The 25,293-nt window shown below is 34.0% G+C and carries 19 protein-coding genes; 5 read left to right on the top strand and 14 right to left on the bottom strand.

What is annotated here, in order from left to right; genetic code table 11:
• Positions 1 to 2 precede the first annotated feature (2 nt).
• Positions 3 to 1,403, top strand: coding sequence for an MFS transporter (locus KF896_04330; protein MBX3042925.1), 1,401 nt, complete (start codon positions 3 to 5; stop codon positions 1,401 to 1,403).
• 215 nt (positions 1,404 to 1,618) lie between these two features.
• On the opposite strand, the gene queA is transcribed toward KF896_04330, so the two are convergent.
• The 4 genes from queA to KF896_04310 form a co-directional block, all read right to left on the bottom strand.
• Positions 1,619 to 2,662, bottom strand: a complete 1,044-nt coding sequence (gene queA / locus KF896_04325) for a tRNA preQ1(34) S-adenosylmethionine ribosyltransferase-isomerase QueA (protein MBX3042924.1) — start codon at positions 2,660 to 2,662, stop codon at positions 1,619 to 1,621.
• Between the two features lie 31 nt (positions 2,663 to 2,693).
• Complete coding sequence (htpG, locus tag KF896_04320; GenBank protein ID MBX3042923.1) at positions 2,694 to 4,559, bottom strand: molecular chaperone HtpG; 1,866 nt, start codon at positions 4,557 to 4,559, stop codon at positions 2,694 to 2,696.
• 97 nt (positions 4,560 to 4,656) lie between these two features.
• Positions 4,657 to 6,180, bottom strand: coding sequence for an AbgT family transporter (locus KF896_04315; GenBank protein ID MBX3042922.1), 1,524 nt, complete (start codon positions 6,178 to 6,180; stop codon positions 4,657 to 4,659).
• 6 nt (positions 6,181 to 6,186) lie between these two features.
• A complete protein-coding gene (locus KF896_04310) occupies positions 6,187 to 6,771 on the bottom strand; it encodes a DedA family protein (GenBank protein MBX3042921.1) in 585 nt (194 codons plus the stop codon).
• Positions 6,772 to 6,995: 224 nt separating this feature from the next.
• Here KF896_04310 and smpB point away from each other — a divergent pair, with 224 nt between their 5' ends.
• Positions 6,996 to 7,472: an SsrA-binding protein SmpB gene (gene smpB / locus KF896_04305; GenBank protein ID MBX3042920.1), complete on the top strand. Its 477-nt coding sequence runs from the start codon at positions 6,996 to 6,998 to the stop codon at positions 7,470 to 7,472.
• Positions 7,473 to 7,478: 6 nt separating this feature from the next.
• On the opposite strand, the gene KF896_04300 is transcribed toward smpB, so the two are convergent.
• From KF896_04300 to KF896_04290, 3 genes are read right to left on the bottom strand one after another with little or no spacing between them, the layout of a single operon-like run.
• Positions 7,479 to 8,717: an ABC transporter permease gene (locus tag KF896_04300; protein MBX3042919.1), complete on the bottom strand. Its 1,239-nt coding sequence runs from the start codon at positions 8,715 to 8,717 to the stop codon at positions 7,479 to 7,481.
• Positions 8,718 to 8,722: 5 nt separating this feature from the next.
• Positions 8,723 to 10,852: a polyphosphate kinase 1 gene (gene ppk1 / locus KF896_04295; GenBank protein ID MBX3042918.1), complete on the bottom strand. Its 2,130-nt coding sequence runs from the start codon at positions 10,850 to 10,852 to the stop codon at positions 8,723 to 8,725.
• Between the two features lie 34 nt (positions 10,853 to 10,886).
• Positions 10,887 to 11,894 carry a tetratricopeptide repeat protein gene (locus tag KF896_04290; protein ID MBX3042917.1) on the bottom strand — a complete coding sequence of 336 codons (1,008 nt, stop codon included), beginning with the start codon at positions 11,892 to 11,894 and terminating at the stop codon, positions 10,887 to 10,889.
• A gap of 192 nt (positions 11,895 to 12,086) precedes the next feature.
• On the opposite strand from KF896_04290, the gene KF896_04285 reads away from it, so the two are divergent.
• The gene (locus tag KF896_04285; protein MBX3042916.1) at positions 12,087 to 13,550 is read left to right on the top strand and encodes a cryptochrome/photolyase family protein; all 1,464 of its coding nucleotides are present in this window, start codon (positions 12,087 to 12,089) and stop codon (positions 13,548 to 13,550) included.
• 145 nt (positions 13,551 to 13,695) lie between these two features.
• Here KF896_04285 and KF896_04280 read toward each other — a convergent pair whose 3' ends face one another.
• Together KF896_04280 and KF896_04275 are read right to left on the bottom strand one after the other, a co-directional pair.
• Positions 13,696 to 14,028, bottom strand: coding sequence for a hypothetical protein (locus tag KF896_04280; GenBank protein MBX3042915.1), 333 nt, complete (start codon positions 14,026 to 14,028; stop codon positions 13,696 to 13,698).
• 112 nt (positions 14,029 to 14,140) lie between these two features.
• Positions 14,141 to 15,904, bottom strand: coding sequence for a PD40 domain-containing protein (locus tag KF896_04275; protein ID MBX3042914.1), 1,764 nt, complete (start codon positions 15,902 to 15,904; stop codon positions 14,141 to 14,143).
• A gap of 118 nt (positions 15,905 to 16,022) precedes the next feature.
• Here KF896_04275 and alr point away from each other — a divergent pair, with 118 nt between their 5' ends.
• Positions 16,023 to 17,129 carry an alanine racemase gene (alr, locus tag KF896_04270; protein ID MBX3042913.1) on the top strand — a complete coding sequence of 369 codons (1,107 nt, stop codon included), beginning with the start codon at positions 16,023 to 16,025 and terminating at the stop codon, positions 17,127 to 17,129.
• 263 nt (positions 17,130 to 17,392) lie between these two features.
• On the opposite strand, the gene KF896_04265 is transcribed toward alr, so the two are convergent.
• The 5 genes from KF896_04265 to KF896_04245 all read right to left on the bottom strand — a co-directional run bounded on the left by KF896_04265 (position 17,393) and on the right by KF896_04245 (position 24,193).
• A complete protein-coding gene (locus KF896_04265; protein MBX3042912.1) occupies positions 17,393 to 17,602 on the bottom strand; it encodes a type II toxin-antitoxin system HicB family antitoxin in 210 nt (69 codons plus the stop codon).
• Between the two features lie 335 nt (positions 17,603 to 17,937).
• A complete protein-coding gene (locus KF896_04260) occupies positions 17,938 to 19,665 on the bottom strand; it encodes a peptidoglycan DD-metalloendopeptidase family protein (GenBank protein ID MBX3042911.1) in 1,728 nt (575 codons plus the stop codon).
• Entirely contained in the window at positions 19,662 to 21,158 is a 1,497-nt protein-coding gene (locus KF896_04255) for a T9SS type A sorting domain-containing protein (GenBank protein MBX3042910.1), read from the bottom strand. The genes KF896_04260 and KF896_04255 overlap by 4 nt, the downstream gene beginning before the upstream one ends.
• Positions 21,155 to 22,867 carry a hypothetical protein gene (locus tag KF896_04250; GenBank protein MBX3042909.1) on the bottom strand — a complete coding sequence of 571 codons (1,713 nt, stop codon included), beginning with the start codon at positions 22,865 to 22,867 and terminating at the stop codon, positions 21,155 to 21,157. The genes KF896_04255 and KF896_04250 overlap by 4 nt, the downstream gene beginning before the upstream one ends.
• A 21-nt stretch (positions 22,868 to 22,888) precedes the next feature.
• The gene (locus KF896_04245; GenBank protein ID MBX3042908.1) at positions 22,889 to 24,193 is read right to left on the bottom strand and encodes a T9SS type A sorting domain-containing protein; all 1,305 of its coding nucleotides are present in this window, start codon (positions 24,191 to 24,193) and stop codon (positions 22,889 to 22,891) included.
• A gap of 346 nt (positions 24,194 to 24,539) precedes the next feature.
• On the opposite strand from KF896_04245, the gene KF896_04240 reads away from it, so the two are divergent.
• Positions 24,540 to 25,277, top strand: a complete 738-nt coding sequence (locus KF896_04240) for a class I SAM-dependent methyltransferase (GenBank protein MBX3042907.1) — start codon at positions 24,540 to 24,542, stop codon at positions 25,275 to 25,277.
• The last annotated feature ends 16 nt before the right edge of the window (positions 25,278 to 25,293 follow it).

Genomic DNA, 25,293 nt, shown 5'->3' with positions numbered 1-25,293 from the left:
TTTTGAAATTAATATCATCAATAAAAAGTTTACCCGGAAAATATTGGCTTCTGCAATTTATACAAATGCTGGAAAGACTAAGCTATGCAGCTTTGGTTCTGCAAATGGCAGTTTATATTTCGCAGAAAGATTTAGTCGGTGGTCTTCATTTTGAGCATACCGAGAAGGGATTGATTTTTCTTGTTTGGGCTTTAGTTCAGAATCTTACACCCGTTCTGACCGGTGGTTTTGCTGATAAATTCGGCAGAAAGCGAATGCTTGTAATTGCAATTATAATTGCAGTATTTGGATTTTTCTTAGCAGCGTTTCAGAGAGAATTTTATTCATTTTTATTTTCAGTTTTGATTATAGGATTTGGATTAGGCTTGTACAGACCTGCACTTTATGGAATGATTGCTGATAAAGTCAGTTCAGGAAATTCCTCAGTAGCATGGGGTATGAATGTGATGCTTATAAATGTTGCAGTCTTTTTTGCCCCGCCACTTGCAAAATATCTTGAAAGTTTTTCATGGCAAATATTATTTATAGGCTTGGGGGTTATTCTTTTATTTTCTATTATTCCTGTTCTTTTCATTCAGGATAATAACCGTAACGAAAGTAACAATTCAATGATTATAAAAGATACGTTCCGTAGCTTGATCGAAGGAAAAGTAATATTTATCGTGCTGATTCTATCAGGCTTTATGATCATTTATATGCAATTCTATGAAACACTTCCAAACTTTATTTATGATTGGATAGATACTTCCGATATCGCATTAGCAATGAATTTACCGGAAAGTATGACTATGCAGACAAGTCTTGGAAAGATGATAGAATTCAAATGGCTTTATAATCTTAATTCCGGTTTAATAATAATAGGAGTTGTATTTGTCAATTGGATGCTGTCAGGATTCCGAATAACAACAAGTTTGATTATAGGTGTAATAATTGCTGCAGTCGGTTTGACATTTTCAGGGTGGTCGCAATACGGTATTGCAGCGATAATTGGTATGTTAATTTATACAACAGGTGAAATGATTACAAATCCCAATTTCAGTCGCTATATGTCAGAAATTGCACCCAAAGAGAAAAAATCTACTTATATGGGTTTTATAAGTCTGTCGCTTGCTATTGGACTTGGAGGCGGGTCAATTCTTGGAGGATATTTGTACCAGAATTATGCTGAGAAAAGCTCACTTGCAATTGATTATATTAACAATAATTTTAAATATAACTCTGAACTTGACCATTCCAACGCTCTTATGACTTTAATGAATCTTACAAATACTTCTGCAAAAGGTGCTACCGAATTACTATGGAATGAATATTCACCTCAATATATATGGCTTGTTTTTTTAGTTATCGGAATTATTTCTGCACTTCTTTTATATCTGTTTTCGAGAAAATATAAATTAAGTTGATCCCTGCAATATACTTGAATTGAGTGTTTCGTCAATCCATGCAGAGCCTTATAGGAGTGCCTTTTTGTCATAGATTTACAAATCCTGAAGAAATACATGGAGAAAGATATAAATTGAAAGGATAAATGTAAGATAATTATTGATATTTGAGATAACAAAAAAGGCTGCTTTCATTTAGTGATAACAGCCTTTGGACAAAAAATAAATTTGATTTATCAGTAAATCATCATGGCGTCGCCATAAGCAAAAAATCTGTAATCATTTTTTAGTGCTCTTTTGTAAGATTTCATTAAATTATCATGTCCGGCAAATGCAGATGCCATAAGCATCGAAGGTGAAGCAGGCGGATGAAAATTAGTAATGAAATGAGTTGCAATTTTAAATTCATAAGGTGGGTAAATAAACTTGTCAGTCCAACCACGATTAGGTTTTACTGCACCTGTTGTAAGTACAGAAGCTTCTAAAGCACGAACCACACTAGCTCCAACCGCAAATACATTTTTCTTGAGCTTCAATGATTTATTTATGGTTTCAGCAGCTTCTCTTGAGATTTCGAAATATTCTGAATACATTCGGTGTTTAGTCAAATCTTCAACTTCGATTTTCTCAAAAATGCCTTGACCAATATTGAGCACCAACCTAACAATTTTTACCCCTTTACTCTCCAATTTCGCGAGAATATCTTCTGTGAAATGTAACCCGGCGGTAGGAGGAGCTATTGAGGCGAGTTGATTTTCGCTTGCAAAAACAGTCTGATAGCTTTGTTTATCGAGGTCTGTTGGTTCTCTTTTGATATACTCAGGTATTGGCATTTCGCCGATTCGTTCAATAATGCTGAATAAATTTCCTTCATAACTGAACCTTACTGTTCTGCCTCTTGAAGTGGTATTATCAATTACTTCGCAATAAAATTTGCCGTTATCGAAATAGATTTTATTTCCAATTCTTACTTTTCTAGCGGGCTCAACAAGTACATCCCAAATCCTATCTTCAGCTTTTAGTTCACGGAGCAACATTACTTCGATTTTGGCATTGGTCTTCTCCTTTTTGCCAAAAAGTCTTGCAGGAAATACTTTTGTTTCATTGATGACAAGTGAATCACCGCGATGAAATAAGTCAATGATATTATTGAATTTCATTTCATTTATATCGCCGTTTTCTTTGTTGATAAGCATCAATTTAGCAGAATCACGTGGTTCAGCCGGAAACTTAGCAATGCTATTTTTTGCTGTTGAGTATTTAAATTCCGATAACTTCATGTATTATTATCCTATAGTAAATTATTTTCTATTATTGATTGGTTGTTATTGTAAGAATTTCAGACATTCTTTTGACAAAATCAACAGGGTTTTCCAAATTGCCATCTATAAGCATAGAGCCTTCGAAAATCTGTTGAATACTTTTTGATAAAAGCTCGGAATTATTTCCTGCAATATGCAATTTGGAGAGATTTTTTATGAGCTGATGACTTGGATTAATTTCAAGAACTCTCCTTGATGCCTTGAAGTCCTTATCCATCATTTTCATCATTTTTTCCATTTGCGGATCAAATCCTTCCTTGCCAAGTACAACTGAAGCGGGTGAATCAACAAGACGTTTCGAGATTATGACATCTTCTACTTTGTCTCCTAATACTTTTTTGAATTCATCTACTAAAGAATTAGCTGCATCTTTGCCAATTGTATCAGTTTGCTTAGTATCATCTTCCTTAATGTCAATTTCAGCTTTCTCGATTGAAACTACTTTCTTACCGTCATATTCAAATAAATATGGCATAACAAATAAATCAACCGGGTCTGTGAAATAAATAACTTCTAAATTATTCTTTTTGAAATACTCTAAATTTGGATTCTTTTCTAGTTGTTCTCGTGTATTTCCGGTTGCGTAATAAATATCTTTTTGATCAGGTTTCATTGAAGCTACGTAAGAATTTAGAGAACGGAGCTCTCCCTCAGGAAATTCAGAAGTTTCAAATCTGAGTAATTCGGTAATTTTGTCTTTATTTGTGAAATCTGAATTTAATCCGGTTTTAAACAAAGCACCGAACTGAATAAAAAATTTGTTATATTTTTCTTTTTCTTTGTCAGCCCATTCATCGAGCATTGACAAAGTTTTTGAAGTAATCACATTTCGGATTTTCGCCATTATAGGGCTGTTTTGTGTAACTTCACGAGATACATTCAAAGGTAAATCTTCTGTATCAACTACACCGCGCAGGAATCTGAGATATTCAGGAATCAAATCAATTGCATTATCCTGAATAAATATTTTATTTGAATAAAGTTGAACAGATTTTTCATTAAAATCTCTGAATAAAGTTGCAGGTGCTACAGACGGTATAAACAAAAGTGCCTTGAAATTTATATTGCCCTCAATATTCAAATGTAAATGCCCAAGCGGGTCCTGATAATCATTGCTTATAAATTTATAAAACTCAGTAAGCTCCTCATCATTAATGTCATCCTTTTTCTTATGCCATAAAGCTTCAACTTTATTGGCTTTTTCGTTGTTGACATAAATAGGGAATTCGACAAAATTCGAGTATTTTGTTAGGATATTTTTGATTCTGAATTCATCGGCAAAATCAGAGTATTCATCTTTAAACTTGAATGAAATTTTTGTACCGCGCGTATCCCGTTCGCTTTCTTCAATTGTGTATGAAGCTTCGCCGTTGGATGTCCATTTGTAAGACTTGGAAAATGGCTCAGAACTGCGAGTTTCGACGACAACTTCGTCTGTGACCATAAAGACGGAATAAAATCCGACGCCAAACTGACCAATCAAATTTGCATCAATTGGCTTACCTGATTCTTTGGCAGATTTAAGAAAATTTAGTGTGCCGGAACTGGCTACAACACCCAGATTATTAATCAATTCTTCTTTGGTCATACCAATACCAAAATCTTCAATAGAGAACGTCTGTTGTTCTTTATTAATCATAATGTTAATTCTAAGCTCGGTATCTGGACTGATTATTTCAGAATCAGTTAATTTTTTTATCCTGACTTTATTCATCGCATCGGATGAATTTGAAACTAATTCTCTCAAAAAGACTTCAGGATGGGTATATAATGAATGGATTATCAGATGTAAAAGCTGCTTCATTTCTGCTTTAAATTCAAATTCCTGTTGTGTTGCAGAAACTTCGTTACTCATACTTCAATCTCCCTAAAATATTGCGAATAAATAAATAAATTTTGATTAGTAATAAAAAACATAGACGTTAAGTATTGATATGTATTTTGTTAGGATATTAATTCAGTGAGCTTGGTACTCCAGGTCCCATAGGAATACCAAATAATACCCACAAAACTAATATTATTCCCCAGATTATGCTTAATGCTATCGAATAGGGAACTAGAAGTGAAACCAACTTCCCGAATGTAATTTCCTTGGATATTTCACGAGCAAAAACTATGATAATCGGAAAATACGGAAACATTGGAGTAATAAAGTTTGTGACAGAATCTCCTACTCTGTATATTGCCTGCGTAACTTCAGGAGGCATTCCGAGCAGCATGAACATAGGCACAAATACAGTGGATAGGATTGCCCATTTTGCTGATGCACTTGCTATAAAAATATTGATTACCATCGAAAATACCAAAAATCCTGCAACAAGTGGAACACCTGTAAAACCGGAATCACGAAGGAAATCAGCGCCTTTAATTGCAGTAACTATACCGAGATTTGACCAATTGAAATATGCTATAAACTGAGCGATAATAAATGAAAGGACAATGTAACCGCCCATTGTGTTCATCATATCAGAACTCATTTTTACAAGTTCTTTGCCTGAACTGATTACTTTTGCTGATATTCCGTAAACTGTTCCGGCAACAAAAAATCCCACCATAATCAAAAATATTATACTTCGGTAGAATGGAAGCAGGTTTCCGGCTTTATCTCTCAAAATTCCGCTTTCCGGAATTGTCATTAATAAAATTATAACCGTAAAAATTATCATTGATATCAGAGAATGTAAAAGTGCTCTTCTTTGAGTCGCATCAGGTTTTTCGATAGTCCGGTCTAAATTAAGATAAGTTCCTGAAACTTCAATATCCTTGACGCGTGGCTCAACAATATTATTAGTAATATAGTTTATAATAATCGTTACAAAGAAAGTTGAAAATGCCATAAAATAGTAATTTGCAGTGGGGAAGACCTGGTATTCTGCATCAATGAGCTTAGCCGCAGGCTCAGTCAAACTCGCTAATAGCGGGTCAAGTCCGGTAATAACAACACTTGCGCTAAATCCGCCGCAAACACCGACAAATCCCGCAGCCAATCCGGCAAGAGGATGCCTGTCTATTCCTGCAAAAACCATTGCCCCGAGGGGTGGCATCAGTACAACACCGGAATCAGCCATTACACTACTGTTTACAGACAAAAATATAAAGAGCAGAGCTATAAATCTTGGAGGTACAAATTGAGAGAAAGCACCTATTGCCACTTTGAAAAAACCGGTTTTATCGGCAATTCCGATACCTATAACCATCACCAGTACAACACCCAGCGGAGGGAAATTTACGAAATTTACAACAGAATCTGTAAACATTCTGGCGATATTTTCTTTAGAAATTAAATTTATAACATCAATTCGCTGTCCTGTGCCCGGATGTATTGCAAAAAGGTCTGACATATCACCAATATACGATGCAAGAATTACTAACAATGCCAGAATTGCAAAGAGAAAAAATGGGTCCGGCAGTCGGTCAACACTTTTCTCTATAAAATTCAGATACCTTTCTGTAAACTTTATTTTGTTGATTTTCAAGATATTTTATATTATATATTTTACTAATACAAATCCGAGAATTAACAACACTAAAAATGCAAGCGACAACTTATCAAAATATTTATCAATAAAGTCTTTGGTTTTTGGTCCAAAATAATATATCACTCCTGCAACAATGAAAAATCTTGCAGCTCTGCCAAGTGATGAGATTAAAATAAATTCCATAATTGGCATCTTGGTTGCTCCGGCTGCAATAGTAGCAATTTTATAAGGAATAGGGGAGAACGCCGCACCTGCTAAAAACCAAAATCCTACCTCACCTTGAAAAGTAACAACTAATTTATTCCATACTTCGTGTGCATGGTAAAAATCAACTATTTTCATACCTACGGTTTCCATAAGCCCATAGCCGATATAATAGCCGAAAATTCCTCCAAAAACAGAACCTATCGAACACCAAAGGGCTGCTTTAAAAGCTTTCTTAGGTGCAGACACAGCAATGGCAATAAGCAAAATATCAGGCGGTAAAGGAAAAAATGAAGATTCTATAAATGCAAGTCCTGCGAGAATGTACATCGCTCCGGGGCGTTCGGCGAATCCTTCCATCCATAATTTCATCCTTCGCATCAAATCTACTAATGGTTGAGTGATTTTATTCATTCTGATTATTTTATATTTTAGAAATGTACTAAAAACAAAGTACAAAACTACTCAAATTAATTATTATGGCAAGAGGTTAAATATAAAAAATTTACATTTGTCTGAAATATTTTAGAATTTTAGCCGATTTATTATTATTAATCTAAATTTTCGTATTTTTGAGTAAATTTTAAAGAGTTAATTAGAATAGCATAATGGAATCAAACAAACCAACAAGTGGTCAGAGAGCAATTAAGATTGTAGTATCGAACAGGAAAGCAAGATTTGAATACGAGATTTTGCAAAAATATGAGTGTGGTATTGTTCTTCAGGGTACTGAAGTAAAATCACTAAGAGCCGGTAAATGCAATCTGCAGGATTCCTATGCTTCGTTTGAAAATGGAGAAATCTTCATACATAATCTTCATATAAAAGAATACGATTTTGGGAATCGAGAAAATCATAAGCCAAATCGTGACAGGAAGCTCCTTCTTCATCTGCGGGAATTAGCAAAACTTAAGTCGCAAGTGGAGGAAAAGGGTTTGACTATTGTGCCTCTCAGTATTTACTTCTCGGGTCATCTTGTAAAAGTCGAAATTGCTGTTGTGAGAGCAAAGAAGAAATTTGACAAACGAGAAGATGTGAAAAAACGTGATGTCGAGAGAGAAATACGTCGTGATTTTATGAGATAAATACTGCTATCCGGTTCGGATAGCTTCAATAACTTCTGTTGATGATGCTCTGAATGCCGGATATATTGTTGCAATTGACGTTAAAAATAATGAGAATAGAGCAACAATTACAACATCGCTTGTAGAAACTGCAACAGGAATTGCATCAATTATAAATTTACTTGCATCAATTCTGAACCATTTGAAATTTATTTGTCCCCATGTCAAAAATAGTCCAAGTGCCGTACCAATTGTAGTACTGACAATGCCAATTATTATACCTTCCCAAAGGAATATATTCCGAATCATGCTTCTGCCTGCACCAAGAGCTTTAAGTATTCCAATATCCTGACGCTTCTCGACTACTGTCATTGACAGAGAAACCAGAACATTAAATACTGCAAGTACAATAATAATACTTAATATTGAAAAAGTAGCAAATCTTTCAAATCTCATTATATTGAATAAATCGGGATTTAGATCCTGCCAGCTTTGAATCTTGATATTTGAAATGCCGGCAGTTAAAGTATGCAAATTGCTCTTGACATATTCGAGGTTTTCAATTTTGTGAAGTTTAATATCTATAGTTGAGTAATGTCCGATTTTAGGATTCAATAGTAATTTGCCAAGAGTATCCGAAGCAAAACCGTACATAATATCATAGTCTTTAATATTGGAATTGAATATTCCGGTTACAACAGCCCTAACTTCGCGCTGCCTCTGAAAACCAACGACTGACTGCTCTATCATCTTGGGTGAAACAAGTTTTATAGTATCACCCGGTAATACCCTAAGTCTGTCAGCTAAAGCATTCCCCATTACCATTGCGGGAAATCCACTGCTCGTTTGTATAGAAAAATTGCCGAAAATAGTTGTTTTTCTTACACCTTCGAGAAAATCCAAATCTTCTTTAGGAATGCTTACAAGCGAAAATACTTGCAATTCTTTGTCATTTATTCCTACAATTCTACCGCCAATAGTTTTTGTTACTTGCTTCGTCTCAGGCATACTCCTTATTTTCTCAATTAGTTTTTCATCTGCATCAATCCATGCTCCTTTTTCGGGTACTATTCTCAGGTGAGGGTCAAAACCAATAAACTGAGCTTTAGTCAAATTCTGAAACCCGTTAAATATTGATAGTACTGAAATTAATGCTGCTACACCTACTGTAATACCAATTAATGATAAAATAGTGATCACAGAAATAAAATGGAATGACCTTTTTGTGATTATATATCTGAGTGCAATTCTAAGTTCAATTTTCATAATGGTTAAAACAACTTATAATTGCGGATTTCTTCAAGAAAATAGTCTTGAGCTGATATAGGTTCTTCATCTTCGGGACACTTGATTTTTTCATACTCTCCGGAATTTAAAAGTCTCCATGAGTTGCAGTTATCATCCCAATAAATATTCAAAATATTCCATAACTGCTGTTTTAGAGAATCATCAAGTATTGGAAACATTAACTCCACTCTTCTCTGCAGATTTCGAGACATCCAGTCGGCACTTGACAAATAATACTCTTCGTTTCCTCCGTTTTTGAAGTAAAATATTCTGCTATGTTCTAAGAATCTACCAATAATACTCTTTACTTCAATGTTTTCACTGAAACCCGGAACATCAGGCTTCAGGCAGCAAATTCCTCGAACCAGAAGACGAATCTTTACACCATTCTGAGATGCTTTGTATAGAGCGGGAATTACTTCCCTATGGGCAAGAGAGTTCATTTTAGCGAAAATCATTCCCGGATTTTCAGGCGTATGTAGTTCAATTTCACGTTCAATCATTTCCAGAATTCTGTTTTTAAGGTCAACAGGCGCAACAATTAGATGATTCCAGTCTTTGTGGTAAGAATATGCAGTAAGGTAATTGAAAAGATGAGTAGCATCCTGACCGAATTTTTCATTAGATGTGAAGTATCCAATATCAGTATAAAGACGAGCAGTTACCTGATTATAATTACCTGTAGACAAGTGTATATAGGTTTTAATTTTACCGGATTCTCGTCTAACAACTAATGCAATTTTACAATGCGTTTTCAGTCCGGGTACTCCATATATGACATGAGCGCCTGACTGTTCGAGAGCTTTAGCCCATATTATATTTTTCTCTTCGTCAAATCTGGCTTTAAGCTCCACAAATGCAGTAACATATTTTCCGTTTTCGGCAGCTTTTTTTAGTGATTCCACTACTTCAGAATTACTTCCGGCACGATAAAGTGTAATCTTTATAGCAAGGACATCAGGGTCGCAAGCTGCGTCTGAAATAAGTTTTACAGTCGAACCCGAAAAAGTATCAAATGGATGATGTACAAGTATCTCATTTGATTTTAAATAATTAAACATATCATCAAATTCACCATCAAATTCAGGTATTTTCTTTGATACAAATGGGATATCTTTTAGATTTCTAAGATCTAACTTCATTAGTTCCATAAAATCAACAAGATTAAGTGGTCTGTCATGAATATACAAGTCATCTGCTTCGAGTTCAAGAGCTTTCATAAGCAGTTTTGCTAAGTAATCCGGCATTTTTGCAGTTACTTCAAGTCGTACTGCAGCTCGTCCCCAGTTGCGTAATTTTACCTGTTCAGCAATCTCTGAAAGCAAATCTTCAGCTTCATCTTCTGCGATTTCAAAGTCAGCGTCACGGGTTACCCGAAAGGTATTTGCTGCTTCAATTCTTAATCCGGGGAAAATAATATCCGCAAAAGAAATGATAATATGCTCAATCAGAACATATCTGATACCGGTTTCATTGGGAATATTAATAAACCTTGGCAATACGTTTGGAACCTGAATAAAAGCAACATTCTTTTCTATATAATCATCTTTTCCGTCACTTAGTACAAATGCAATATTCAAGCTTCTGTTAATCAATCTTGGAAATGGATTTGCAGGTCCCAACGAAAGTGGAGTCAGAACAGGAAGTAATTCAGTAAGAAAATATTCCTTCAAATCAGATTTGTCATTGTCATTTAAATTGTTGTAATGGTCTATCACCACACCGTTTGAAGCTAATTCAGGGAATATCTGTTCCTTGATGATTTTTTCCTGATTCTTATAAATTGGCAGTAATCTTTTGCGGATTTCCTTTAGTTGTTGCTTTGGAGTCATTCCGTCATAAGAAAGCTCAACCACATCACCAGCTATCTGGCTTTTAAGTCCGGCAACCCTTATCATAAAAAATTCATCTAAATTTGAGCTTAAAATAGAACAAAATTTCAATCTCTCCAATAGAGGTTGTTTTGGATTTTCGGCTTCACTTAATACTCTTCGCTGAAATTCAATCAAACTAAGTTCACGATTGAAATACAAATCATAAGAGGTCAATGACTTTCCATTGCTGTTTTTTGTGCGTAGTTTTCCGGTAATTCTTGAAGCTGGTATATTTCTCATTGTATCAGTATCTTCTCTTATAAAAACAAGTCTGTTATTTAACTTCGCCTCTGGCGTTTATTATATAATTTGCAATTTTGTGGATTCTGGTTTCTGATAATTTCAATGCCTCTGCCGGATAATCAGGTAATATAATTTCGAAATATACAAATTCGCTTACCATTTTATTTTCTAAAGCGGCTTTGAAGCATTTGCCTTCAGGAGTATCGAAATACATTGGAAATCGCGAAACAGCTGCTGCATGTGTTGAAATACATTCATAAGTTCTGTTCAAATTAATCTCTGCATCAGGGTCACTTTTGGTTTTTCGATATTCATCATCAAACTTCCAAAGGGATTCAGCCATTGCGTATCCGGTATATTGCTCTTTAACTATCATTTCAACGTCGCTTTTACTTGCTTTATATTTTATTTGCGGAACAAAAAACCATTCTACATTGCTAAATCCTTTCTTTTTAAAAATTTCAAGTCTTTTGTTATTGATTTCAGGATTATTGCGATTAATTATATTTGCAAAAAGGACATGTCTGATTGCTACATCTATCAATCCCATCTCATCATACAAATCAGCAAGTAACAGATGTGCTTCAAAATCAATAAAATTTTCACTGATTGCGTCTCTCAATAAGTCAAGTGCGTCATCTGCATTGCCTTTTTTAAGTAGACAAAGTCCCTGCAAAGTTAATGCTTTATAAAAATCAGGGAAATTTTCATAAAGTAGCTTAAATTTACTTGCAGCATCATCATAATTTCCGGAATTCAATAAACTCATACCCAAAATGTAAAGTTCGTTGCTGAAAATTTCATCATCATATTCTATTACAAAGATTTCATCACCATCAACAATGCGCCTGTACTTGTTCTCTAATACATTCTTTGACCTGTCAGGTGGCAAAATTGTATCTTTAAGTTCTGAGAATTGATACATAATTGGAGATTTTTCAATAAATTGAAATATAACAGCCGGGCTATTGACTGCTCCCTGTGAATACAACTTAGAAATTCCTAACAATAAAAAAAATATTATAAGATACCTTTTCATGATAAATTCTCGTAAAACTAAATTCAACAATCGTAAAATATATTAGCAAAATTATTGATTTTTTTAGAATTAAACAAATATTATAATTAATATTAATAAATATTTGAAAAATTTTATTAAAATGAAAATTTTTTATTTACTTTTGATATTGTATAAAATTAAATTTTAAAAATAATTTTGATTGAGAGTATTATGGAAGTTTCACTAATTTTTCCTAATCATATTTACGAATATAATCCTTGCATCAAAACAAATAGAAAAGTTTTCATTGTGGAAGAAAGCTTGTATTTTACATCAAGAAAATTTCATAAACAAAAACTTGTTCTTCATAGGGCAAGTATGAAATTCTATGAAGAGTACCTTACAAAATATGGCTATGATGTTGACTATATTGCCTTCTGGAGAAGCAATTCACTTGAAGATATTTTCAAAATGCTTTCTGAAAGAGGAGTAAAAAAAATCCATCACGTTGAAACTGTTGATTATCACATGGAAATTGAAATTAACAGTCTTTGCAGAAAATATGGTATGACTAGAAAACTTTACAATACTCCTAATTTTATGATCAAACATGATGAAGCAGCTTCATACTTCGATGATGGCAAATATTTAATGGCAGATTTTTATATTAAACAAAGAAAAAAATTGGATATTCTTATCAAAGATGGAAAACCGATTGGTGGTAAATGGAGTTTTGATACAGAAAATAGAAAAAAAATGCCTGATAATGTAAAACTGCCTGAAATAAATTTTCCTGAAAAAAATAAGCATGTTTACGAGGCTATTGATTATATAAACAAACATTTTCCTGATAATCCCGGAAGAGCTGAAGAATTCAAATATCCCGTAACATTTCAATCTGCAATTCAATTTTTGGATGAATTTCTTAAGACACGAATGGAAAATTATGGAGCTTTTCAGGATGCGATTCTGTCTGAAGAGGTGTTTCTTTTTCATTCAGTGCTTACACCATTTATGAATACAGGTATTTTATCGCCTCAGTATATCGTAAACAGAGCTTTGGAATTTCATGACGATTATGATTATCCCCTCAATTCACTTGAGGGTTTTATTCGGCAGATAATCGGTTGGCGGGAGTTCATCCGTGCTGTTTATGTAATTGAAGGTAATCGCCAGAGAAATTCCAATTTCTGGAAAGCTGAAAGAAGTATTCCGAAATCATTTTGGACAGGTGAAACCGGCATCAAGCCTATTGACGATTCAATCAAAAAAAACCTCAAGCACGGCTGGTGTCATCATATTGAGCGGCTTATGGTATTGGGAAATTTTATGCAATTATGCGAATTTAACCCTGATGAGGTTTATAATTGGTTTATGGAAATGTTTGTAGATGCTTATGAATGGGTGATGGTTCCTAATGTTTACGGAATGAGCCAGTATGCAGACGGTGGATTGATGAGTACTAAACCTTATTTATCAGGCTCAAATTATATCCTGAAAATGAGTGATTATAAAAAAGATGAATGGTGCGATATCTGGGATGCTCTCTACAGAAGATTTATTTTCAAAAATCGTGATGTGCTTGCTCAAAATCCAAGGATGAAACTTATAATCCACCAAATTGATAATATGGAAAAAGATAAACTCGAAAGTTCCTTAAAATTAGCTGAGGAATTTTTAAGTAATCTTAAGTAACAATTGCCATTTATACTGAGTAACTTATAATTAATAACTTGCTTATATAATTCTAAATCTTGGAGATTTATAAATATGCAAAAAAATAAAGCTCAAATACAATCTATGAAAGTATTTGAGCCCGAAAGCTAAAAAGAAATATGACTTATTTGATCAAACTAATTCCACCTATTAGAGGGAGTGGTTTAGCTTTACCATTTAATGCATTGATAATTCCCATCACAGCAAGAACTATAACAAAAATTGTTCCTAAAGGTCCAATTATGAACCAACCGATGATTGGAATAATACTTGAAACAAGTGAAATTGAGATTCCTAGTAAAAGCAATACTAATCCCTGATTAGCATGATATCTGGCGAATTTTGAATCTTTAGCAGCCAGAAGAGGGATAAAAAATATAATGTAGGCAAGTAGTGACATCACTTTGTTTTGTTCAATGTCTTCACTTGTAAAGCCATCGTTGTACATCTCTTCCATTAAGCACTCCTTAATTGAAAATTACATGAATATTAAAAAACTAAAATACAAGTTTATAATTTACTAAAATAAGTAATTTATGTTAAGAGAAAAAATATTATTGCAAAAAAAGTTATTCTACAACTCCAATTTCAATGTTTACACGCCTTTTAAGCTCATTTGTCTTATCACTTTCGTCAATACCGAGTCCTTCAATTTCCCATTTTATCATTGAGAATTGTTCGTTAGTAACCTTCGGTTTGAGTTTTGTCATTATATATTTTGCTGTAAAATAAGCCCTGAGAAGCGAAAGTTTTGAATTGTCAATAATGGCGTTTTTCTCGATTGAGAATTTCAAGATATTATCATTAATGCTTTCATCTGCATATTTTGAGAAGTCTGAAATAGGTCTTGGGTCTGCAAATCCATTGACTTTAATTTTGAAGCTTCTTTGATTTCTGATACAATCCTCATTTGTATTTTCGAGCATACGTCCGATATGCTCGATAGCATCGTCTAAAGCACCTTGTACAATAATAGCGAAATCATCATATTGTTCACCGGGCTTTTCGATATACTTAGTTTCGGGTTCATTTCCAATGAGGTTATAAGCAAATTTCAACCTTAAATTATCAAGTGTTGATGGTGTATTGGGGTGATAATACCCGGAAACAAAAAATGGCACTTTGTAATTAGCAAAGTCGAATTTACGTGTTGATGCAGGAATGACAAATTTTACCATTATCTTAACAACAGTTGTATCAGAACATGGTGCGATAACAAGCTGCTCAGGAACATAATTCGGAACACATGAATTAAAATACTGCAAATAGTAAATATTTGATGGCTGAAGTTCTAATCTGAATTTCCCGTCTTGTTTTATTTCTGTAACATTAATCAGTTCACGATTACCGTCAAGAAGATAGAGTTTACCTTCAAGCGGAAGCTCTTTCTTCTCACCCTCTACAATGCCTTCAAGGATAACATCTCCGCAGTGTCTGAATGTGTAAATATCATATCCTCCACAACCACCTGGTCTGTCAGATGACAAATAAATATTATTATTATACAGACTAGCTCCGGTTTCATTGTGATTTGTATTTATTGGTGCCGGAAGTTTGTGTGAGTTTCTCCAGATGCCTCTTTCTGTTTCATTTGCTATAAATACATCAAATGTATTGCTTTCATTCCTACCATTTGTTGAATAAATGAGACTTCCGTCAAGGTTTATAAAAGGAGCAATATCATCTCCTTCAGTATTGATATCTTTACCGAGATTAATCGGTTGCGACCATATGCCATTTTCATTTTTTACAGATACGTACAGGTCAATCCCGCCAAGCCCACCAGGGCGATCTGATGCAAAAACAAGAAGATTGCCGTCATAAGAAAGTGCGGGATATGATTCGTAATATTCAGAATTTATATTTTCAGGCATAACAGGCAAAACCCAGCTATCATTATCATTTTTATATGTGAAATAAATGTCGCTGTTCGGTACTTTTGTAGTAGTTGTTATTCCTGCAAAATAAGCAAATGTTCTGTTCAGAATATTCTTGCGGTACAGCTTAATTAATCCTCCATCACTGATAGAGTTAATATTTACATCCTTAAGAGGAATAGTATTGATAATCTCATCTTTACGAAGAACACCTGTCATCATCGAAAATTTCTGTGCTTTGCGATTTCTGTTTGTGTAAAAAACATCTTTATCAAAAATGAAAGGCGAAAGCTGGTCATCAGGAGTATTTACATTCGATGAGGCATTCCCTGAAGCTTTGATTTCCGGGCATACTTCAGCAGTTTTGCAGGATTCCAGAGTAGGAATGATATAAATTAAACACAAAAAAAATAATATTTTCAAATTAAATAATTTTGCGATATTATTTCTATTCATTTTCTCACCATCAAAATTGTTTTATAGCATATTTTTAATATAATCGTCACTAAATATTAATTCTTTACCAAATAATATATTTGAAAATAAGCAATTTTGATTAAAATAAAAAATTATTATGCGTTCGACAATAGCTGAAATAAACTTATTTAATTTGCGGCACAATTTAAAAATGATTCGTAAGGCAGCAGGAAATTCTGATATAATGCCTGTAATCAAGGCTGATGCTTACGGACATGGCGCTGTGAGAATAGCTCAAGAGCTAAGAAAAGAAGGTGTTGATGTCATCGGAGTTGCATTTGCAGATGAAGCCGTAAGACTTAGAAGAGAAGGAGACACCGGTGAAATTTTTATTCTGATTCCGGGCACTGAATTAGATATTGACTTTTATGCGGCATATAATCTTCAGGCTTCTGTTGAGGACTTTGAAGTTTTGAGAAAGTTGTCGGAAGAGGCAGTCAAGCGAAATATGAAAATCAAAACTCATCTTTTTATCAATTCAGGGATGAATCGTGATGGTATTAAACCTGAGAATGCAATTGAATTTATGAATGAATCAAGCCGTCTTGCCGGCATTGAAATGATTGGCATTCTCACTCATTTAGCAAGCTCAGAGCTTGATGACAGAACTTTTGCCAATTATCAGTTGAATCAATTTGATGATACAATCGAAAAATTAAAAGCCGCCGGGTATAATTTCAAATATATACATTCTCTTAACAGCGGGGGTGTGCTTAATTTCTCTGACCCTAAGTATAACATTGCAAGATGCGGAATTTCGCTATATGGATATATGGATTTTGAAAATATGTCCCAAAAGTTGGATTTAAAGCCGGTAATGACACTTAAATCAAAAGTAATTAATATTAACACTGTTTCTGAAGGTGATAACGTTGGATACAGCTTGAAATATATCTCCGACTCTCAGAAAAAAGTGGCAGTTGTGCCTTTTGGATACGGCGATGGTTATCACAGAATATTATCCGGTAAAGCAGATTGCCTCATTCACGGCAGGAGATATAAGCTTGTCGGGACTATTTGTATGGACCAATGCCTGATTGATGTTGGAAATGATGATGTAACAATCGGTGATGAAGTCGTTTTCCTTGGCGTACAGGGAAATGATACCATTACAGCTTATGAACTGGCTGAGGTAATGGGGACAATCCCTTATGAAATCACGACGGCAATTAAAGAGCGTGTACCCCGAATTTATATAGATTGATCTGTTTTGAACTGAATAATCAATTCAATCAATGAAAAATTCGTCATAGCGGCATTTTCCCTTCTGCTGCAAAGGGCTGAAGCCCTTTGTTGCTGAATATTATTTTAACTTTCAACTTTCAACAAAATCACATCTTCACAAATTTCTCTATCGTTGAGCAAGCTCCATTGCTATAATTAATTTTAGTGGAATATAAGACTTATGCAATAAGGATACATTCTTCTACTTCTGAACGAAAAAAATTTAAATTGATACACCATTTTTTAGGCATATATCAATTTACCTTTTGCTTCAGGTACTGTTCTACCTAACGAAATAGCTGTTTCAATCCATTCTTGCATAACAACTTGTATATTCTTTAAAGCTTCATTATAGTCTTTTCCATCAGCCATACAGCCCGGGAGTTCGGGTAATTCAGCGATAAAGGAATTATCGTCATCGCTCCAATATATTAAAATTTCATATTTACTCATATTGATACTCCTCAAGTTTGTATTCTAAAATAATGTTTCTTACCTGCTTCACTTGATATGGTTTTGCTTTATTATTCTTATCAGGTTGAATATTTAATATTTCCGGAATACCCTCTTTATAAAAATATGATGACTTCCTTTTATTCTCAATTTAAAACCAAGGTGAAGCAAAAAATTCAGAAAATCCTTAAAATCAATTGATTTATCTGACTTTCCCGATAAAATGCTAATATATATTTTTTTATATCTACTCATTAAAATATTCTTAATTATTTTTGAATAAACGTCATATAAAATAAATAATTGCTTTCCTTTTTTTAAAGAATGTACCTTTTCTAAAGCTTCACAAACTTCTCTATAATGGAGCAAGCTCCATTGCAACCTACAATATTCACGAAATACACTCCTGCAGGCAAATGTTCAACATTCATCCGATGACTTTTAGACATCGGATGAATTGAATCTGTCATTACCAATTCACCCAATACATTATATATCCTTATTTCTGAACCTTCCGAAGGTTCGAAACCTACGGAAGGTTGAATAATTTCAACATATTCTTCTGCGGGATTGGGGGAAAAGAAAAATTTCACGGAATAGTATTCATTCTCATTCACACTTGTATTATCATCAATCGAAAATTTCCAAAGTTCGCTCCAATCGCCCCATCCGTATGAATTCTTCGCTTTAACACGCCAAAAAAACTCTGTTCCTAATTTAAAATTATTGAGTATTAAGGTTGTATCTGTTAAAGTTGAATCGGAGAGCCACACAAAATCGTTTTCATTTAATTCAATTCGATAATTAGTTACATCAGGTTTGCTTTCGTGCCAAAGAAATTTAACCTCACTTTTTTTGATAATAGTTTCATCAATGGGTGAAAGCAAAACTACTTTTTCAGGCAATGCATAAGTATTACCTACATTAAAAGTCAAACTGTAAATAGTTGAATTAGATTCTACTTCGTAATGCCATACACCAATTGGAGCATCATTCGGCAATTTCTTATTCCAAGTGCTGACGGCTCGAGCAGTCCCATTAATTTCATCCCAAATAGTACCATCGGGCTTGCGAATCCTACAAGTAAAATCATCCTGAAGTGAAAATCTGTGATAAAACGATAAAGTAATAGAATCACCTGAAATAAAATTGCGTTTTTCATTTAATATTTCTGGTTCAGGACAAGGCTGAATAATCGGTGCTGATGAACCAATCAACAACCTGTTCATCCCTTTGTCAATGTAATGAGGTTGTTCCACCCACATACTTTCAGTAATGTCTGGATTAGAAGGACCTAAGAATGGATCAACTGCTTTATTATTTGCTGTCATCACTTGAAAATGCAAATGTGGTCCGCCGGACATCCCCGAGGAGCCAACAATGCCAAGATATTCACCTGTTTCAACATAATCACCTACATTCTTTGATGTTAATGAGTTTTTCTTGAAATGAATATACCAAGCTTTCGTACCATCAGAGTGCTGTATTATTATACCATTCCAACCTTCTCGGAGACTATCCTTCCAAGAACATACACGATCGTAGTTTCCATCAATCTTTGTTACAATTACTCCGGGTGCAGCTGCTACAACACTCACAAGATTATTGTCCATTGTATGCCATCTAAAAGGAGATAATGACCAATCAGTACCTTTATGACCATCGTATGTGTGAGTACCTCCCATATAATCAAGCAGTCCACTTGTTTGGTCATGGTCAAAAAAACCACCTCCGGTTCTAATATAAGCTGAATAAATACCATTTGCGGTATCGGGCGTAAAGCTCAAGGGAAATTCAAATTTCACATTGTCGGTTGTATTTCCTAAAGATTTGTGCATTTTAAAAACTCCTGCCGCATTTAAGGAGTCAATTAAAAATTCTACATGTTTTATATGATCATCAGTAATTGGATTAATATGGAGTTGACTATGGGTACAATTCCGATTTCCGATTTGTGCAGAGCAAACTCCATTAATACTCAGAAAAATGCTCAAAGTTAACATAAAAAGTGTTCTGTTCATATATAAGTCCTTCAATTTTTGTTTTAAATCATGATTTCTCATCTTATCACCATAAATATTTGTGAATAATTTCCGAATTTAATGAAATATAAACCAGCTGGTAAATACGATATATCAATGCGTTTAAAATGTGCCACATCTCCGAGATGTGCTACATCAGGCAATTCCATTACTATTTCGCCTAAAGTATTGTAGATTTTTACTACAGAACCTTCCGAAGGTTGAATAATTTCAATATAATCCCTTGCGGGGTTAGGAGTTACTTTGAATTGAAAATTATTAAAATATTCTTCTGTTACACTGATTGGCTCAATTTTTTGAATAGTAATAGGGATTCTTACTAAATCGCGACGCAATCCCCAACCGCCTTGCTTCCAATTATCCATATTCTGCATAAAGTACAGGTATGCAGTTGAATCAGAATATGCAAAACTAATATCCGGTGCATCATGGTCAATTAGCGAGGGATATGCTTCTTGAACTATGTTTCGAGCGGCTTGATCTGGAGTTTGCCTGTTACAGTGTTGCCAACCCAAAATTGTTTCGCGGATTAACTGTGGCTGAGTCCAATTGATTAAATCATCTGAACGAGAAAGGAAAAACCCGCATGTCTCAATACCGTCAACCTTATGAACTCCGGCTCCGACAAGTATAAATTGATTTAAATAGGTATTCCACGTCAAACTGCCACGCAAATCTCTGATAGTTCTATGGCTTATAAATTCAGGTAAAAACTTGCTTGAATCTGCAGGAGGATTGGTATATGGATTAACCAAGGGTATATTGAAGTCGCTTCCGTCCCAGATGCGCCACGAGCCGGGATTGGATATATCATCGGTTCTCATAATACAAGTACCTCTTATGCCGGCATTTGTATTAGAGAGAATCGCAAACATCAAGCTATAATAATGTCCATTATGCTTGACAATATTACTTGGCTCAAAGTAGCCATGGGGGGGAGGTGCACCACGTTCAACAGCATTAGCATTCCATTTAAAAGGTATCATAGCTACAAGATGATTAGGACTTTCCGGCTGAACAAAGGTTCTGCCTCCATCTGTAGATTTTGCATAACTAATGAAATTATACCAACATGGATTTGAGGGGTCGGTAACTCCGGGTTTGCAGTTTTCTGCAAAAGGGTCGTGATATTCATTGTGAACTAAGGCATGTATTGTTATACCATCTTCGCTATAAACTGATGTAATCCACTCTTGATGACGAAATGCATCAGCAGACCATTTATCTCCGGAAACAAAAACCGGCTCGCAACTGCGTTTGAGTGAATTAAAATCTTCACCAAACATAAAATAATTGTCAGGAGCATTGCCTGAAACAAGCATTATACCGTCAGGTGTTCTTATAGGATGTGCATACACATCGGGCAAGTCAAGAACATCACATCTGTCTTCAGTGTATATAAAAACCTTCTCCTCTTCACCTAATGTGATTTTGATTGCTTTATTCCAAGTTTGTGCAAAAGTAATCTGCGTTACAGCAATTAAAATTATTTTCAGAATTAGTATAAATTTCATTTTATCACCATAAATTTTGCTGAATAATTTCCAATTTGAATGAAATATATGCCGATTGGCAGGAGAGAAATATCAATTCTTATCTCCCTCTCCTCATGGGAGAGGGCTGGGTTGAGGGACATAAATAATTCACCGAAGGTATTATAGATTTTGATTTCTCCTGCTACTTCATCAACGCCTCGCTCATCAACCCCATGCTTAAGCGTGGGGTTTATAAGTCCTGAAATATCAATATATTCCGATGCGGGATTGGGAGAGATTAATATTCTATTAAAAACTTCAATATTATCTACATGTGAAATTTTATCTATTTGCTTTATCACAATTAGTCCTCTGTCAGAAATATTTGTTTTTAAAGTATCATTTTCGTTGATTATTTGATTTGGCTTGCTGACCATATAGTTTGTTGGAGGATTATTCCCCCATCCGGTTGTATAAATCAGCTCATACTCTCCTCGTGGTAAGCCAACTATATTAATATCTGATTTACCTTGCGATGTAACAATAGCAACGTAATTACCATTTGTATTTTTGAAAACTACAGGATTTAGAATACTATTATTACTAATGGCATGTTTCCTAACTGCTCTGGGTCTAATATTTTTAAAATATTGGAGAATATATTTGACATTATCATGAATAATGATTCTGTAATCATCCTGACTATTAAAAACTATTTTAGTAAGCCCTGTATAATCAACTCCAAAAGGAATACATAATGGCGAATAATGCTGAAAAGCTGAATTGTTTCCTAAAGTTAGATCTTTATGCAATGTTTCATAAGTATTGCCATTAGTCCACCATTCAAGCATAGAAGTCCTTACATTGTTTGCTTTTGCAAGATCGGCTATTTTTGTAAGGTTAGAATCCACTCTTCCTGTATAAGCATGATATGAAAATTCTTTCCAATATTCAAATACTCTCGGTACTTTAAGAAACTTCCCAATATAATTTTCCGAATTGGCGTTGATTAAGTTTGTAGTTGAAGGTGCAATAAACTCTGGAAAATATCCATTTTCCTTTAATTTATCACCAGCTGCAACCATACATTCTCCAACTAATTTACCATCCCCAAATTTTGCAACATCTGGCTCTAAAATTACTTCGACTGCATCAGGAACAAAACCATATTCACTATCCATGAATTTAAACACAGCTAAAATGAATTCTGCATATTCCCTTGGGTCTCTATGGTGAAAATCTCCGTCAGTTATTTGTGGAGTGAAAGCCACATAACATAAATTAATATATAAATTTTCACCTTTTTCTTTTAACCTTTCACGCAAAGGTAGTACTGAATTTCTCATCTTAATTTTTAATTCCGAAAAATGGAAACCATCCATATTCAAAATATCTGGGTCGTCATTATCATTTACGGTTGCGTATCTAATAGCTCGCCAATCATCGTAACTTATGGAACTATCAATATATTTTCTCCAGTTATCAGCAGAGTTTTCAGAGCCAGACCTGACTTCGAGACGCATACGGGTTATGCCAATTGAATCAGCAATAATATTTATCAAATCATTTCTAAAATAGGATAAACTAGTATCAGTTTCGATATTTTTGCCTTGCACGGCAACAGTGGATGAGCCACATTCCCAGCCCTGAATAGTTTGATAACTAATTGTAGTATCAACAAATATAACTTGAGAATTTAAAAACTGAACAAAACTCAATATTATAATAACAGTTAGAAAAAACTTCATAAATATTTCCTTCCAATAAAATTACAATTTAACAAATTTTTCTGAATAATTGCCAATTTGAATGAAATACACGCCTCTCGGCAGGTGCGAAATATTCATCCGATGACTCGAAGTCATCGGATGAATTGATTCAGTCATTACCTCTACTCCAAGCATATCGAATATTTGCACTTTAGAAACAACCGATGTTTCCAAAACATCGGTTGTTTGAAAACTGATTGTAATATAATCACTTGTGGGGTTGGGATAAATATTAATTGAACTCATCGAAATCGCATTTTTAACTGATGTAGTTTTTGAATCAAAAACGAAAACTCCAAAATATGGGTCTGAGAACCAGACTTTTCCTTTTTCATCAATTGAAAAATCTGTCAAAGCATATAAATTTTGAGTTGTACCTTCAAATGTTGGGAATTCATATTTTGTCCATTCTTTGTTTTTACTATATTTATAAAAATATTTTGATGAAATACCTTGTCCTTCATATAATCTTGACAATATCCAGCAATTGCCTTCCAAATCCACTTTTACCATAGAGAAATACTCGTTATCGTTCATAAGTCCTGACGGTATGTCAATTGCGTTATAAGTGATTGTTCCATTGTAATCTTTATAATTTCCAATACTTCGCTTCATTAACACAATTATCGAATTATCTGACATAATTTGAATTGAGGAAACAGTATCTTTCTTTAGTTCAGGAATTTCCGTTTCATCAATTATTTTTATATTACCTTCACTAAATTTTACGAACTTTCCAGCACAAGAATACCATAGATTGTCATAAGCATCGCAAAACATTGGAATATCTTGGGAAAAAGGAAGTGGTGTTGATTGCGGTATGGAATAATAGACAACAGTATCCGATGATTTATCCAATTTAAAAATACCTAATGTATGATTTACAAACCAAATATTACCATATTTATCTGGTGCAATCCCACGAATTTTATCATTATACATAGAAGGAGTATTTGATACATTATAATGCTTGCTATCATAGCCGGTAAATTTTATCAGCCCTTCATTTGTGCTTGCCCAAACATTGCCACCCATAACAGTGATTCGACGGATGTTAAATTTATTATATGTTTCCATTGGGTTAAGCTCATTATAATAGATTTTAGTCCATTCATAACCATTGTGTTTCATTAGACCACCGGTAGTACCAAGAAAAACACCACCATTATAATCAGACTGAATACAAAATGATATTCCCGGAACAGGTAAATCATTATACTTAAAAAACGTCCACCCGGACCGAGAATACAAATTTGTGTTAATAAGTATAATTAACAAAATACATACCGTCAAATACTTTTTCATTTCAAACTCCAACTTTTGATTAATAAAATTCTTTATAAGATATACACGGCAAATACAATTAAGTTGCAGTTCTTATCTTTTTTGCGTTAATACGTACATCTTCACAGATTTCTCCAGTTTCTTACTAATATATCTGTACATTTTTAATGAAGGGATATAATTTTTATTGTTAGTGAATAAATAAATGAGAGAAAAATTATTGAAAATGACAATCAAACTCCGCTAAATTTTGTGAAACTATTCATAAATTATTGAATATCCTTATTACATTTTTTTATTCCCTTTTTTTCTTGTATATTGCAAAGATTTTTTAGTCAAGATGAAAAATACTTTTATAATATAAATTATGCAAGAAATAGTATATCATTCACAATTTGAAGCAGAAGACAGCTACTGGTGGTTTATAGCCAGAAACAGGATTTTGGAGAAAACCGTCAGAACATTTTGTGAACTGAAACCAACGTTAAATTTGCTTGATGTCGGCTGTGGTACCGGCGGTTTTGCTTCGCTTCTGAAAAGCGACTGCAATGTTATCGGCATTGACACATCTGATATTGCACTTGATTATTCCCGCAAGCGTGGTCTTACAAATCTCAAAAATTGCTATCTGAATCAATTCGACAAAAATCAATACGGAAAAATTGATGCGATTACAATGCTTGATGTTATTGAGCATATTGAAGATGATGCAAAAGTTGTAAAAGAAGCGTATGATTTGCTTGATAATGGCGGATATATGTTTGCTTCCGTTCCTGCTTATCAATGGTTATGGAGCCACCACGATGAAATTCACATGCACTACCGCCGATATACTGTTACACGTTTCAAAAAGTTGTTCAGAGATGCCGGATTTAAAGTGATGTACAGTTCATATTTTAATACGATTCTTTTTCCACCCGCTGTTTTGAAACGATTTATTGATAAAATTACAGGTGCCGGACAGAAAAATGATGCACCGATTGATGAAGTTCCAGATTTTGTCAATAATGTATTTACAAAATTATTTATGCTCGAAAAAAGTTTGATACCAAGCGTTATGCTTCCTTTCGGGCTTTCAATTGTTCTTGTTGCTAAAAAAATGTAAATTTAAATATAAAAAT

This window comes from Ignavibacteriota bacterium (genome assembly GCA_019637995.1).
Taxonomy (GTDB): domain Bacteria; phylum Bacteroidota; class Ignavibacteria; order Kapaibacteriales; family UBA2268; genus JANJTB01.
This window is presented reverse-complemented; position numbering and strand designations above follow the sequence as displayed.